The organism is Kribbella sp. NPDC043289 (assembly GCF_056436705.1).
In genome coordinates this window covers 78,149-91,362 of sequence record NZ_JBWKCB010000005.1, presented here as the reverse complement: position 1 = coordinate 91,362, position 13,214 = coordinate 78,149, and the positions used below count along the sequence as shown (strand labels likewise).

Here is a 13,214-nt window from a genome sequence, read left to right as displayed (position 1 = left end):
AAATGGATTCGGCTAGGTGCGGTTGATGGTTCGGGTCTCGCCGAGGACGAGAGTGCCGTCGGCGAGGCCCGCGATCGTCAGGCGGTGGGCCTCCGCGAGCGCGTCGGACTGGGCTTGCAGCAGACGCTTCCGATGTTCAGTTTCGGCCAGCAGAGCTTCAAAGCGCAGGACCTCGTCCGGGTCGAGGTCCGGGAGCTGGTAGTCCTCAATACGGCGGCCCGGACGTACGGCGCTGGGGCTGCGAGCGGTGCCACGGGCCGCGCCGAGCAGGGCTGCGAGAACCCGGGGGGTGAGTGTGCGGGGGGCGCTGGCGTCGACGCGAAGAACGCGGGCCGGAAACGCGACGAGTGAGAAGCCGTCGTGGTCGACGTACAAACCGAGGCGGGGAGCGAGGGTGTAGACGACGTCTCCTGGCTCGGTGAGTGCGGCTCGATCGTACGCCGTCGCTAGTAGCAGGCGGTCTATGCGGCGCTCACCCACGGTTCTTTCGCCGGTGATTTCCTCGGGGCCTAGGAAGGTGTGGTGGCCGTCAAGGGTGAGGTGCTTCTCGTCGACACGGTGGCCGGGCAGTCGGGTCACCCTGCGTGCGGTGATCAGCTTGCCGAGGGTGGTGCCTGTGGGTGGGCGACCGACCCTGCGCATTACGGCCCCTCGGTAAGGGCCTCGTTCGTCCTCGTACGTGCGGGCGTCCGCTGTCGCGCGCTCCAGGCGGGCCTCGGCCTCGGCGATCAGGGCGGGGCGTTCGGTGACCTTGTCGGACCAGATCGCGGAGGCAGGCGGCGCAGGTGGGGTTAGGGAAGCGCCGAAGGCCCGGTCCAGATCGGTGACGGGGACCACGCGGCCGTAGCGTGGGTCGTGACCGTCGAGTCTTCGGGAGCCTTCAGCCCGCCAGAGGAGGACGTCCTCGGCGAGCCGCATGCACACACCTGGCGTGAGCTGTTCCGAGCTGATGTCGGCCAGCAAGACCAGGCCCTCCGCCTGCCGGACGGGACCGCGAGTGAGCGTCCATAGCGCAGGACGGTAGCCAGGGCGGAAGGGTAGGACCCCGCCGGGGAGCGCGATGACGGACTCGACGATGTTCTCGCGGAGGAGGGCTGAGCGGAGCTGGGCGGCCTCGGTGCTCTTCAGCTCGTCAACGAGTGCGTCAGCCGGTCCGAGGACGAGAGCGGTGCAGCCCGGGCGAAGGAGGTAGGCGACGCGTTCGAGCTGTGTAAGGGCGACGGCTGCCGAGCGATCCTCGCCGGGGTGGTAGGGGAGCTGGGTGACGATGAGGTCGGGGTCGGCGAAGCGTTCGTCCAGGTCGGTGCCGGTCTGCACGTCAAGCTCGAGTTCGCTGACGCCCGCCAGCAGGAGCCGACGGCGGGTGATGCGAGTAAGCCGGTAGTCGGGATCGGCGGCGAGTACGGTGACGCGGTCGCGGTCCTCTGTGTCGTCGAGAAGCGCGGCGAGCAGGTCGCCGGCGCGGGCGTGCGGGTCGGCGAGGGTGAGGGACTCGCCTCGATCAAGGCGGACGCGGAGGTCGGCGAGCTGGGTGAGCAGGTTGCACAGCTCCGGGGCGACCGCGTCGGCGGTGAGCGAGTCCAGTCCGAGCCGGGAGCGGGCGGTAAGCAGCCACTCGTACGCGCCGCGCTCGTCGTATGCGGACTCGACCAGGTCCTCGGCGAACCGGGCGAGCGGGGCCGCCGTGGCGTCGATCGAGCGAAGCTCGCGGAGTACGAAATCGTCCTCCGTGTCGATCCGTTCGGCCCGGCGCAGCAGCGCGGACCAAAGGGCCTCGTCGGCTTCGGCGTTTCGCGGGGAGGCGTTCGCATCGTCGGTCAGCGGCTGCCCGTCGAGCCGGCGCAGGCACAACAAGCCGCCCAGCGTCTCGACCAGCTGCCAGGGCGTGAACCGGTCCCGCAACGCGATGATGCCGAAAAGGGTCAGCTCGGATCGCAGCTCTTGCGGGGCAGCGTTGCCGAGGCCGGAGGCGATTAGCCAGTCGGTTACCTGTACGCCGTCGAACAATGGCCGCCCGGAGTTCTCCGACATCGCGGCAGGGAAGTCCGGGTAGCGCCGGCGCCATGTGGACACGACAGGCCGCTTCACCCGGGCCAACGTCGCGATGTCGGACATCGACACCAGGAGGGGTAGCGGGCCCGGGGGGCGGAGCGCGAGGTTTGGCAGACCACTGATCATGGTGCGTATCCCCCTCGTTACGTCACAACAGCCACTTCGGCCGTTGGCGCCGAGCCTTGTCCGGCGTCACTGTTCGTGTTGCTGCGGAGTCTGAACCGACGGCACAAGACAATACGCAACTCCGGCGTATCAAGCACTCAATTCGTTGATAATAGTGGTTATCAGAGTTCGCGACTCCTGAGCGCTGTCGATATGTCAGGCTGTAGTGGGACACTCGGACTTCCCCGAGTTCACTGGATGGAGGCGGTATGACTCGCAAGAAAAGTGGACGACGCGCTGACCTCGTCGCGGCGCCGTTTCTGGCGAAGGGACCAGCCGCTCCCAGGCTGGTAGCGGGCAAGGAGGCGACGGTGTACCTTCTTGGGCGCGATGGCGAGGAGGGCGTCCACATCCGGAAAGACGATGGGCCTGTCTGGCTTAGGACTGCTGCTCTTGGTGACCGCTGGTTCAGCGCTGATGCGGCCGCATGGGCGGCCGGCGAGTGGGAGCCAATTCCGGGGTCAAGTCATGACTGGGAGCCAGCCGCGGGGGAAAAACTGACGTTGATCGCGACGTGGACGTCGTCGGGTGGCGTGCAGGAAGTAACCCCACCGGCCGAGCTCGCTCGGCACTACCTCGGGTGGCCAGTCTCTGCGCCGGATTCCATGGAGTGACTGTCACACTCGGGTCTGCTGCAGGATCAGGTGACAGGTTGGGTCACGACGCCTGGGCCTGGCCCCGAGCGACGATCGGTGCTCCGTTCAACGACCTCACCGCGTGGCGACCGCCGGCAAACCGACCGGCGCGCTGTTAGTACAGGGCGCGGTCGGCGTAGCGAGCACCGTGGAGCTGTCTGATTGCGTCGAGAACTTGTCTGCGGCTGTTCGCGCCGCCGGCGATGATTGCCCGCTCGATGTCGTCGGGTTCGGCCAGGAAGCCGTAGAGGCTGCGCAGGTGCTCGCTGAGCTCGTTCAGGCTGGGTGGCGGTACGGCGAGTAGACCGATGCTTTGTTCGTCGAAGTCGGCGGCTGTCCGGGCTCGACGCCAGAGTGCGGGGTCATAGGCGACCGCGCCGGAGACTGGGGCCCAGGTCGTTGGCGGCGAGGCCAGACCGTACTGGTCGACCCAGTTCTTGAGTACGGCCAGGCGACGCACTGCTGCGCGGTCGAAGCTCGAGTGAGGGCTGTTGGTTGCGATCCACACCAGGTCGTACACATCACGTGCGGGTGTGCGCCGGGTGAGGCGCGCGATCTTTTCGGCCATGTTCTCCGCGAGCGCCATCACCGGTAGAGCGGTCGGCAGGTCGTAGGCGTCGTGGATGGCGAGCCGGATCCATCCCCGCTGGTCGGGTGGCAGCCACGGGGCTGGTCCGATGTCGAGCTTGGTCGTCAGATTGCCGACCCCACCGAACGGTGTGTCGTAGGCAACTTGTGGTCGTCCGCGATGGTCGTCAACGCGGTAGTGGAAGCCGTTGATCTCGAGACCGTCGATCTCACCGCGCAGCAGGTCGGACACAACGGTTGGGTCATCGGCGGGGTCACGGACCGAGAAATCCAGATCGGTAGAAAAGCGTCCTGCGTTACCCGCATAGAGCTTGCGCAGTGCAGTGCCGCCCTTGAATACGAGGTGCTCGAATGTGGCTTGCTCATGCAGGTGCGCGAGCAGGAGATCCTGCGCAACGTCGATCAGAGCGGCGTGCCGACCGCCGGGTCCCTGAGGGGTGTGACGTGCCAGCCAACCAGTGGTGATGCGGCTCATGTCGCCTCTGTAAGTTCGCGGGGGTCGAATGGCAGTAGGCCGTCGGCCACGTTGAAGCGCTTGTCAAAGCGCCGAGTGACTCGGGATCGACCAAACCAGGTCACGTTGTTTGGTTTGGTCGGTTGCAGCAGGTCGGCTGTCTTCGGCGCGACGCCGCTGAGTAGATAGGCAAGTCGTGGGCGCACGGTGGTCGGTCGCCGGTGCAGTTCCTTGTCCAGATCGTTGACCGGGGACCGCTCGGCGAGGTCGGAGAGCGCCTCGGCGAACGTGGTCCAGTCCCGCACGTCGCCTGGCTTGGTCGCCAGGTGAGCCAGGATCGTGGCTGGCCGTTGGACCGGAAGTTGCTCGAGGGCCGCTGGGGGGAGTCGAGCGGAGAAATGCACGACTCGCATGCGCTGCTTGAGCGAGTCAGGGACCACTGTGTTGACCGGCACTGCGACCTCGTGACGATCCGGTGCGCGCTCGGCCAATCCGTGGAGCCACAGGGCGCTGCCCAGGGCAACTGTGGCTGAGTCGTGACCAGCCAGCATTGCGGCCCGCAAGTCGATGAACGGGTCGCCGTGGCCGTAGGGTCCGGCGTGCGCACCGGGGGCGAACTCGTACACACCGCGTTGCCCGGTGGGGAGGAGCCACCCGGCCTCGCGCAGCCGGCCGGCGAGTACTTTCGCGGGCGTTCGAAGCCCCGCGTCCTCGGCGAGGCGGGCAATGTCGTCCATCCTGACCAGGGTGAGTTGACGCAGCTCCAGGTCAGCAACCACACGGGCAAGCCCCCGCGACAAGGTCCGCGCAGGTGCTGTCATGAGAGCCTCCTAGGTAACCATTTCAGATACTAAGGTACCGCGTGTGACAAAACTGTCAAGCGATGCCCGCAAGTAACCAGAACGGATACCTTTAAGCTGGCTATGACAGCAATGGCAGGATCTTGAAGTGCGTGGCCATCCCGACCGTCTCCTCACTACGCTCGGGCAGATAGCAGTGCGCGGATGATGAAATCTGAGCCCGAAATGTGCCTAGATGCATCAAAGTGATGCATCTATCACTGGATTGGAGTGACATCATGGTGAACCGTTTGGCGGACGCCACGAGCCCGTATCTCTTGCAGCATCAGGAGAATCCCGTGGACTGGTACGCCTGGGGAGAAGAGGCTTTCGCCGAGGCCAAGCGTCGTGATGCACCAATCTTTCTCTCCGTGGGGTACTCGGCCTGTCACTGGTGTCACGTGATGGCCTATGAGTCGTTCGAGGACGCGGAGACGGCGGCGTACCTGGGTGCGCATTTCGTGAGTGTGAAGGTCGACCGGGAGGAGCGGCCGGACGTCGACGCGATCTACATGGCGGCGACGGTCGCGATGACGGGGCAGGGCGGCTGGCCGATGTCGGTGTTCCTGACGCCGGCGGGGGAGCCGTTCTTCTGCGGGACGTACTTCCCGAAGGACGCCCGCGGTGGGATGGCGACGTTCCCCCAGGTGCTCCAGGCGATCACCGACGCCTGGCAGAACCGGCGCGAGCAGATCGACGGCATTGGCAAGCGGGTGGTCGAGCAGCTCGGCGCCCAGCAGCCCACCGACCAGCAGCCCACCGAACAGGGAACGTTCGACCTCGATCGCGCGGTCCAGTTGCTGAAGGCCGACTTCGATCCGGTCGACGCCGGGTTCGGGCGGGCGCCGAAGTTCCCGCCGTCGATGGTGCTCGACTTCCTGCTCCGCCACCACCGCCGCACCGGCGACGAGGACGCGCTGGCCATGGTCGCGCACACCTGCGACCGGATGGCGCGCGGCGGGATGTACGACCAGCTCGCCGGCGGTTTCGCCCGGTACTCCGTCGACGGCCAGTGGATCGTCCCGCACTTCGAGAAGATGCTGTACGACAACGCGCTCCTGCTCGACGTCTACACGCAGTGGTGGACGCTCTCGTCCGACCCGCTGGCCCGGCGGGTCGCCGAGGAGACGGCCGACTTCCTGCTCGCCGAGCTCCGCACTGCGGAAGGTGGCTTCGCGTCCGCTCTCGACGCCGACACCGAAGGCGAGGAGGGCAGGTACTACGTCTGGACCCCCGAGCAGTTGCGCGAGGCCACCGATGACGCCGACTGGGTCATCGACCTCTGCGACGTCAGCGGCACCTTCGAGCACGGTACGTCGGTCCTCCAGCTACGGCAGGACCCGGACGACCCGGAGCGCTGGCAGCGCGTCCGCGCAACCCTCGAGCAGGCGAGGAGCAGCCGCACCTACCCCGGGCGCGACGACAAGGTGGTCGCCGCCTGGAACGGCCTCGCGATCACCGCACTCACCCGCGCCGGCGTCGTCCTCGGGAAACCGGAGTACGTCGACGCCGCGCGCGCCGCGGCCGAACTGATCCGCGACGTGCACCTCGACGACACCGGCCGGCTGTACCGCACGTCGCGCGACGGCGTTCGGGGGACCGCGCACGGCGTACTCGAGGACTATGCCGCGTTCGCGCAGGCGTGTGCGACCTTGCTGGGGGCAACCGGGGAGGCCGAATGGTTCCGGACGGCGGAGCGGTTGCTGGACCGGGTCCTCGAGCAGTTCGTTGCTGATGGCGCGTACTTCGACACCGCCGCGGACGCCGAGACGCTGGTCTGGCGCCCGCAGGACGCGACCGACAACGCCACCCCGTCCGGCGTCAGCCTGGCCGCCGAGGCGTTCACCACGATGGCCAGCCTGACCGGATCGGTCCGGTACGAAGCCGCCGCCGACCAGGCCCTGCAGGCCTCCGCCGCGATCGCCGACCGCGCGCCCAGGTTCGCCGGTCGCGCCCTCGCGGTCGCCGAGACCATCGCCGGGGGACCGCTCGAGATCGCGATCGTCGGCGACCGGCCCGAGCTGACCAGGACCGCGTTCACCTACGCCCCGTGGGGTACGGCGATCGTCAGCGGTGCACCCGGTCTCGCCGTACCGCTGATGGACGGGCGGCAGGAATCAGCGGCGTACGTGTGTCAGAAATTCACCTGCCGGCTGCCCGTGACGTTGCCGGAACACCTTCGGCAGGAGTTGCGCCCAGCGGACTGAGGCGTGCGCGGGTGCGGGTTTTCCCTGCGGTTTCGCCCGATTCCCTTGACTCACGGCGACCGGACGGCAACAGTCGGTCCTCAGTCGGATGTAACAGAACTCGCATGTTCAGACACGAAGTGTCACAAATGAGGCAGTGGCACTGTTGCGTCAGCATCCGGCGCGTCCCCAACTGAATTCGGTCGCTGCGCCCAAACAGCGACCACACCGTGAGGAGATGTTGTCTTGAAACGACTGACATCAGCAGGGGCGGTGGCGATCGTCGCGGCAGCGGGTCTTGCCACGACGCTCTCCGCGTCGACCGCCGGTGCCGCCGACCGGACGGCTCCGCTCCCGGCGTCGGGCTTCAACCAGCCCGCCGCGGTCAAGGCCGAGCAGGCGCTGGCCCCGCAGACGGCCGTTGCCCTCGGCCTCGGCAAGGGTGAGCAGCTCAAGGTCCACGACGTCGTCAAGGATGCCGACGGCACCGAGTATGTCCGCTACGACCGCACCTTCAACGGCCTGAAGGTCGTCGGCGGCGATCTGATCGTCAAGAGCAAGGGCGAGTCCGTCGGCCAGGTCACGTACAACCGTGGCGCCAAGTCCGTCGCCGTCGCCACCAAGCCGACTCTGTCCCAGTCGGCGGCGCTCGCGAAGGGTGCGGAGTCCGCGAAGTTCAAGGCCACCGCGAACAAGGGTGAACTGGTCGTCTTCGTGACGCCCACCAAGCCCGTGCTCGCGTACGAGGTCGTCACGACCGGTGTGAAGCCCGACCAGACCCCGTCGGTGCTGCACTCGTTCGTCGACGCCAAGAGCGGCAAGGTGCTGGCGCAGGACGACGAGATCAAGGCCGGTACCGGCAACTCGATGTACGCCGGCAAGGTCACCATCGGTACGTCGGGTTCGTCCGGCAACTTCTCGATGACCGACTCGACCCGCGGTGGCAACTACACCACGGACCTGAAGGGCGCGACGTCCGGGAACGGCACGACGTTCACCGACGCCGACGACACCTGGGGCAGCGGTGCCGCCTCGGACCGCGCGACCGCCGCGGTGGACGCGCACTACGGTGCCCAGCTGACCTGGGACTACTACAAGAACGTCCACGGCCGGAACGGCATCTTCAACAACGGCCAGGGTGCGCGTTCGCGGGTGCACTACGGCAGCGCGTACGTGAACGCGTTCTGGGACGGTACCCAGATGACGTACGGCGACGGGATCAGCAACACCCACCCGCTGACCGCGATCGACGTGGCCGGCCACGAGATGAGCCACGGCGTCACCGAGGCGACCGCCAACCTGAACTACTCCGGTGACGCGGGCGGCCTGAACGAGGCGACGTCGGACATCTTCGGCACCATGGTCGAGTGGTCCGCGAACAACGCGAGCGACCCGGGTGACTACCTGATCGGCGAGAAGATCAACATCAACGGCGACGGTACGCCGCTGCGCTACATGGACAAGCCGTCGAAGGACGGGGCCAGCGTGGACTGCTGGTCGACCAGCACCGGCGGGCTCGACCCGCACTACTCGTCCGGCCCGCTGAACCACTGGTTCTATCTGGCCTCCGAGGGCACCGGCAGCAAGACCATCAACGGTGTCACCTACAACAGCACCGCCTGCAACGGTACGACGTTCGCCGGTGTCGGCCGCGACGTCGCCTCGAAGGTCTGGTACCGCACGCTGAGCACCAAGCTCAGCTCGGGCAGCACCTACAAGGACGCCCGCGAGGGTGCGATCACCTCCGCGAAGGAGCTGTACGGCGCGGACTCCGCGGAGTGCAAGGGCATCGAGGCCGCGTTCGGCGGGATCGCCGTCCCGGCCGGGTCGGCCGCCTGCGGTGGTGGCACCACGCCGCCGCCCACCGGCGACAACCTGCTGAAGAACCCGGGCTTCGAGTCCGGTGCGGTGGACTGGACCGGCACCTCCGGCCCGGTCACCAACAACACCGGTCGCCCGGCGCGGACCGGTACCTGGAAGCTGTGGCTGCAGGGCAACGGTCGCGCCACCACCGAGAGCGTCGGCCAGTCGGTCGCGATCCCGGCGTCGGCGACCACCGCGACCCTGACGTTCTGGATCCGGATCGACACCGCGGAGACCACCAGCACCACGGCGTACGACACGGCGAAGGTGCAGGTCGTGGACGGTTCGACCACCAGCACGGTGGCGACGTACTCGAACCTGAACAAGAACACGTCGTACGTGCAGAAGACGGTGAACCTGTCGGCCTACAAGGGCAAGACCGTCACGGTGAAGTTCGTCGGCCAGGAGGACTCCTCCGCGCAGACCAGCTTCGTCATCGACGACACCTCCCTGACCGCGAGCTGACCTCGCGGTGACACGTCCGGGGCGTGCGCGGCCTTCCGCCCAGGCCCGCGCGCCCCGGATTTCTCTTGGGTCAAAGGAGATCCAGTGATGCGCAAGTTTCTCGTCCCCGGAGTCGGCGCCGCCCTCGTCGCCGGTGTCTTGCTTGCCCCGGGCAACGTCGCCGTAGCGGCCGACTCGCCCGACATCTCCGTCACCAACACCAAGGCTCACCTGGACCAGCTGCAGTCGATTGCCACCAGCAACGGTGGGAACCGCTACACCGGCCGGCCCGGGTACAAGGCCTCGGCCGACTACGTGAAGGCCAAGCTGGACGCGGCCGGTTACACCACCACCCTGCAGTCGTTCAGCACCTCGGCGGGTACGTCGTACAACGTGATCGCGGAGTGGCCGCACGGCGACGCGAACCACGTGGTGATGGCAGGCTCGCACCTGGACAGCGTCAGCGCCGGTCCTGGGATCAACGACAACGGCTCCGGCAGCGCCGGCGTACTCGAAACCGCCCTCGCTTACGCTGCCAGCGGCCAGACCCCGAAGAACCGGTTGCGGTTCGGCTTCTGGGGTTCGGAAGAACTCGGGCTGCTCGGCTCGAAGTACTACGTGAACAACCTGCCGGCCGCCGATCGGGACAAGATCGAGCTGTACCTGAACTTCGACATGATCGCGTCCCCGAACCCGGGCTATTTCGTGTACGACGACAACCCGGCCGGCGACGCCGCGCGGGACGACCTCGTCACGTACTTCACCAGCAAGAACGTCCAGACCGAGTTCATCGACGTCCAAGGCCGCTCCGACCACGCCGCCTTCCGATCGTTGGGAATCCCCACGGCTGGAACGTTCTCCGGTGCCGAGGAGATCAAGAGCTCGGCGCAGGCGACGAAGTGGGGAGGTACGGCAGGGCAGGCGTTCGACGCCTGCTACCACCGGTCCTGCGACACCATCAGCAACCTGGACCTGACCTCGCTGGACCGCCAGATCGATGCCATCGGCCACATGATCTGGACGTACGCGCAGAAGGACTACACCGGCGGCCCACCACCGGCCGGCGGCAACCTCCTGCAGAACCCGGGCTTCGAGTCCGGTACGGCGAACTGGACCGGAACGACCGGCCCGATCACCAACAACACCGGGCGTCCGGCGCACACCGGTAGCTGGAAGGCGTGGCTCCAGGGCAACGGCCGTGCCACCACCGAGAGCATCGGCCAGTCGGTCGCGATCCCGGCGACCGCCACCGCGGCCTCGTTGTCGTTGTGGATCCGGATCGACACCGCGGAGACTACGTCCTCCACGGCGTACGACACGGTCAAGGTGCAGGTCGTCGACGGGTCCACCGCGACGACGCTGGCGACGTACTCGAACCTGAACAAGAACACGTCGTACGTGCAGAAGACCCTCGACGTGTCGCAGTACAAGGGGAAGACGGTCACGGTGAAGTTCGTCGGCCAGGAGGATTCCTCCGCGCAGACCAGCTTCGTGATCGACGACGTGGCCTTGACCGCTGGTTAGATCTTTGTGCAGAGCTTGCCTGGTGGGATGGCGGCTTCGGTGAGCAACTTGTTCACCGGGTCCGCCAGCGGCTTGAGTTTCGGGTCCTCGATTCGGGCGGTCTTCCCGTTCGCCGTGACCGCGACGATCATGTCGTCCGGGTGCTTCGTCGACGGTTTGGTGGCCACCAGGCTCGCCCAGTCGACCTGCTGAGCGGCCGCGCTGATCGTGGTCAGCAGGCTCGGGTCGAGCTTGCACTTGATCGGCTGCTTACCGCGCGCGGTCACGGTCGCGATGCCGTCCGGGCTGATCTGCACCTGGTCGTCGAAGCCCGCGAACCCACCGGTCCTGGACACCGTGAGTGGCAGGCCGGCTCCGACCGGCGTCGATTGCGTGACCGACGCCGTCGGCAACGTCGGCGGTGGCGAGCTCACCGGCGTACCGCCGCTCGATCCGGACTCGTCGCCGCACCCGCTCAGCACGACTCCCGCGACGGTCATGAACACGGCCACTGCTGCGTATCTGCTCAGGTTCCTCACGCACCATGGATACCCAATGGCAGGCCGTTCGTTGCAGCTGTGACAGGACTGAAATGTGATCGTCAGACGACGGGGGAGACCAGGTCGACCATCGCGCGCGTCAGCTGGACCCGCTGCTCGAACAGCGCGAGCGTCGCCTGGTCGCCCACCGTGCTCAGCTGCTCGAGTGGGAGCGCGGTGAACGCGGCGCGGACCAGCAGCGAACCGAGGTAGCCGTAGAGCACCTCGTCCTCGGTCACCCGCATCCCTTCCTCGGCCAGACCCGCCTGGAACGCCTTGGCGATCACCCGATGCACGATCGGCAACGCCTCCGGCGACAACTCGCCGGCATGCGCCAGCCCGACCAGCAACTGCCCCAGGTCGAACCCGACCGCCTGCGGGCAGTCGAACCCCCAGTCGATCACGACGAACTCGTCCGGCTCGTCGGAGGGAACCAGGAGGTTCTGCGGACTCGCGTCCCCGTGCTGGTAGCACTGCGGCAGTTCGTCGAGCGCATCCAGTACGGCGGGTAGTCGCTCAGCCAGGTCGAGCAAGTCCGCCCGCAACCGGTGATCTCCCAGGTTGCAGACCGCCGCGGCGAGCAGCGGGTGGCGCCAGGTCTGCGGGTCGGCCAGCGTCGGCAGCGCACTGTGCGCCACCCGTCCGCCCGCGTAGTACCGCAGTCCGGAACCAGGCGTCTCGATGTCGCCCCGGGGGAGGAGCGGTCCGACGAGGTGCGGCTGCCGCCGCGCGGACAGCCGCCCGAGCAGGTACGCCGCGCGCTCGAACCGGTCGATCGGCCACGGTCCGGGCACCTGGACAACGTTCTCCATCCACACGGTGCCGCGATCGTCGTCGTACAGATCGATCCGGTACGCCGTGGCGAGGCGCAGGCCACTCGGGAGCAGCTCCGCCAGCCCGCTGCGGTGCACCGCGATCTCCAGCTCCCACGGCAGGTACTTGATGAACTCGGCGCGGAACGCCTCCGGGACCATCCCGATCTGCGGCCAGTGCCGCGCGGACTGGAGCTGCTTCACGAAGCACGACCACTCGACGTCATCGCCGGTTGTGCTGGTCGCGGTCCCGAAGACCCGAAGCAGGGCCGCGGTGCTCGGCGTACCGATCTCGTAGTCGACCGGCACGACTCGCACCGCGCCTGGAACGGCGCCTGCGTCTCCGGTGATGGTCCGCACGAGCGCGGTCAGATCGTCCTCGCTCGGAGCGTCCCGGCCCAACGGTGCCAACTCGGTCCGCATCTCCCCACAACCTTCCCCCCATGGAAGTAAAGCAGCCTTACTATTTGGATAGTAAAGTGGCCTTATGACTTCCGTCAACGGCGGGCCTGTGGTCGGATCCGACCACATCGCCAACCTGCTCGGTGCGGCGATCGGGACGCTCCGTCAGGAGATCCTGGCGACCTCGGAGGAGCGTTACCCCGAGCTGCGCGTCTCGCACTACCGGCTGCTCGAGATGATCCCGCCGGACGGCGCCCGGATCACCGACCTGGCAGAAACCGCGGCAATGACGAAACAAGGCCTCGGCCAGCACGTCGATTACCTGGAACGCCTCGGCTACACCGAATCCGACCGCCTCCGGGGCGACCGCCGCGTCCGCCTGGTCCGCCGTACCCCCCTCGGCGACGAAGCAGTCACCTTCAGCCGATCCGTCATAGCCCGACTAGAACACCAGTGGTCCAACCACCTAGGCCCAGACCGCTACAACTCCCTCCGCCAAATGCTCCACGAGCTAGCCACCTAGCCGAGGCACCCCGCGCCGACTGCGTCTTGCGCGTCGAGTCGTGGGTCCGGCACCGAAACAGCAACCAGAACCCACGACTCGGCGGCGCGGGGTCCGCCTTTCGCCACGAGTCGGCGATCTGCGGTGCGAAAGGCAGGCTGACCGCGGTGGGTGCGGTGATCAATGGGCTGGCCAACGATTCACCGGCTGGCCTCAATCGGCGCCTCGCG

The 13,214-nt window shown here is 67.3% G+C and carries 9 protein-coding genes; 4 read left to right on the top strand and 5 right to left on the bottom strand.

Annotated elements, in window-relative coordinates; translation table 11 throughout:
* Positions 1 to 12: 12 nt before the first annotated feature.
* The 3 genes from AC0662_RS28065 to AC0662_RS28055 form a co-directional block, all read right to left on the bottom strand.
* Complete coding sequence (locus AC0662_RS28065) at positions 13 to 2,115, bottom strand: hypothetical protein (RefSeq protein ID WP_478304352.1); 2,103 nt, start codon at positions 2,113 to 2,115, stop codon at positions 13 to 15.
* Between the two features lie 852 nt (positions 2,116 to 2,967).
* Entirely contained in the window at positions 2,968 to 3,915 is a 948-nt protein-coding gene (locus tag AC0662_RS28060; protein WP_478304350.1) for a nucleotidyl transferase AbiEii/AbiGii toxin family protein, read from the bottom strand.
* Complete coding sequence (locus AC0662_RS28055) at positions 3,912 to 4,715, bottom strand: type IV toxin-antitoxin system AbiEi family antitoxin domain-containing protein (RefSeq protein WP_478304348.1); 804 nt, start codon at positions 4,713 to 4,715, stop codon at positions 3,912 to 3,914. The genes AC0662_RS28060 and AC0662_RS28055 overlap by 4 nt, the downstream gene beginning before the upstream one ends.
* A 227-nt stretch (positions 4,716 to 4,942) precedes the next feature.
* On the opposite strand from AC0662_RS28055, the gene AC0662_RS28050 reads away from it, so the two are divergent.
* The 3 genes from AC0662_RS28050 (at position 4,943) to AC0662_RS28040 (ending at position 10,750) form a co-directional block, all read left to right on the top strand.
* The gene (locus AC0662_RS28050) at positions 4,943 to 6,940 is read left to right on the top strand and encodes a thioredoxin domain-containing protein (RefSeq protein ID WP_478304346.1); all 1,998 of its coding nucleotides are present in this window, start codon (positions 4,943 to 4,945) and stop codon (positions 6,938 to 6,940) included.
* A gap of 225 nt (positions 6,941 to 7,165) precedes the next feature.
* Positions 7,166 to 9,247 carry a M4 family metallopeptidase gene (locus tag AC0662_RS28045; protein WP_452199789.1) on the top strand — a complete coding sequence of 694 codons (2,082 nt, stop codon included), beginning with the start codon at positions 7,166 to 7,168 and terminating at the stop codon, positions 9,245 to 9,247.
* Between the two features lie 87 nt (positions 9,248 to 9,334).
* The gene (locus tag AC0662_RS28040) at positions 9,335 to 10,750 is read left to right on the top strand and encodes a M28 family metallopeptidase (protein ID WP_452199791.1); all 1,416 of its coding nucleotides are present in this window, start codon (positions 9,335 to 9,337) and stop codon (positions 10,748 to 10,750) included.
* Here AC0662_RS28040 and AC0662_RS28035 read toward each other — a convergent pair.
* Together AC0662_RS28035 and AC0662_RS28030 are read right to left on the bottom strand one after the other, a co-directional pair.
* Positions 10,747 to 11,229 carry a hypothetical protein gene (locus tag AC0662_RS28035; RefSeq protein WP_478304344.1) on the bottom strand — a complete coding sequence of 161 codons (483 nt, stop codon included), beginning with the start codon at positions 11,227 to 11,229 and terminating at the stop codon, positions 10,747 to 10,749. The genes AC0662_RS28040 and AC0662_RS28035 overlap by 4 nt on opposite strands.
* 101 nt (positions 11,230 to 11,330) lie before the next feature.
* The gene (locus AC0662_RS28030) at positions 11,331 to 12,503 is read right to left on the bottom strand and encodes a phosphotransferase (protein WP_452199795.1); all 1,173 of its coding nucleotides are present in this window, start codon (positions 12,501 to 12,503) and stop codon (positions 11,331 to 11,333) included.
* Between the two features lie 64 nt (positions 12,504 to 12,567).
* Here AC0662_RS28030 and AC0662_RS28025 point away from each other — a divergent pair, with 64 nt between their 5' ends.
* On the top strand, positions 12,568 to 13,005 hold the full coding sequence (locus tag AC0662_RS28025) for a MarR family winged helix-turn-helix transcriptional regulator (protein ID WP_452199797.1): 438 nt from the start codon (positions 12,568 to 12,570) through the stop codon (positions 13,003 to 13,005).
* The last annotated feature ends 209 nt before the right edge of the window (positions 13,006 to 13,214 follow it).

Coding starts and splice junctions, on each gene's coding strand:
- AC0662_RS28065 (WP_478304352.1), bottom strand. CDS start 2,115: ATGTCCGACATCGCGACGTTGGCCCGGGTGAAGCGGCCTGTCGTGTCC.
- AC0662_RS28060 (WP_478304350.1), bottom strand. CDS start 3,915: ATGAGCCGCATCACCACTGGTTGGCTGGCACGTCACACCCCTCAGGGA.
- AC0662_RS28055 (WP_478304348.1), bottom strand. CDS start 4,715: ATGACAGCACCTGCGCGGACCTTGTCGCGGGGGCTTGCCCGTGTGGTT.
- AC0662_RS28050 (WP_478304346.1), top strand. CDS start 4,943: ATGCATCTATCACTGGATTGGAGTGACATCATGGTGAACCGTTTGGCG.
- AC0662_RS28040 (WP_452199791.1), top strand. CDS start 9,335: ATGCGCAAGTTTCTCGTCCCCGGAGTCGGCGCCGCCCTCGTCGCCGGT.
- AC0662_RS28035 (WP_478304344.1), bottom strand. CDS start 11,229: ATGACCGTCGCGGGAGTCGTGCTGAGCGGGTGCGGCGACGAGTCCGGA.
- AC0662_RS28030 (WP_452199795.1), bottom strand. CDS start 12,503: ATGCGGACCGAGTTGGCACCGTTGGGCCGGGACGCTCCGAGCGAGGAC.
- AC0662_RS28025 (WP_452199797.1), top strand. CDS start 12,568: ATGACTTCCGTCAACGGCGGGCCTGTGGTCGGATCCGACCACATCGCC.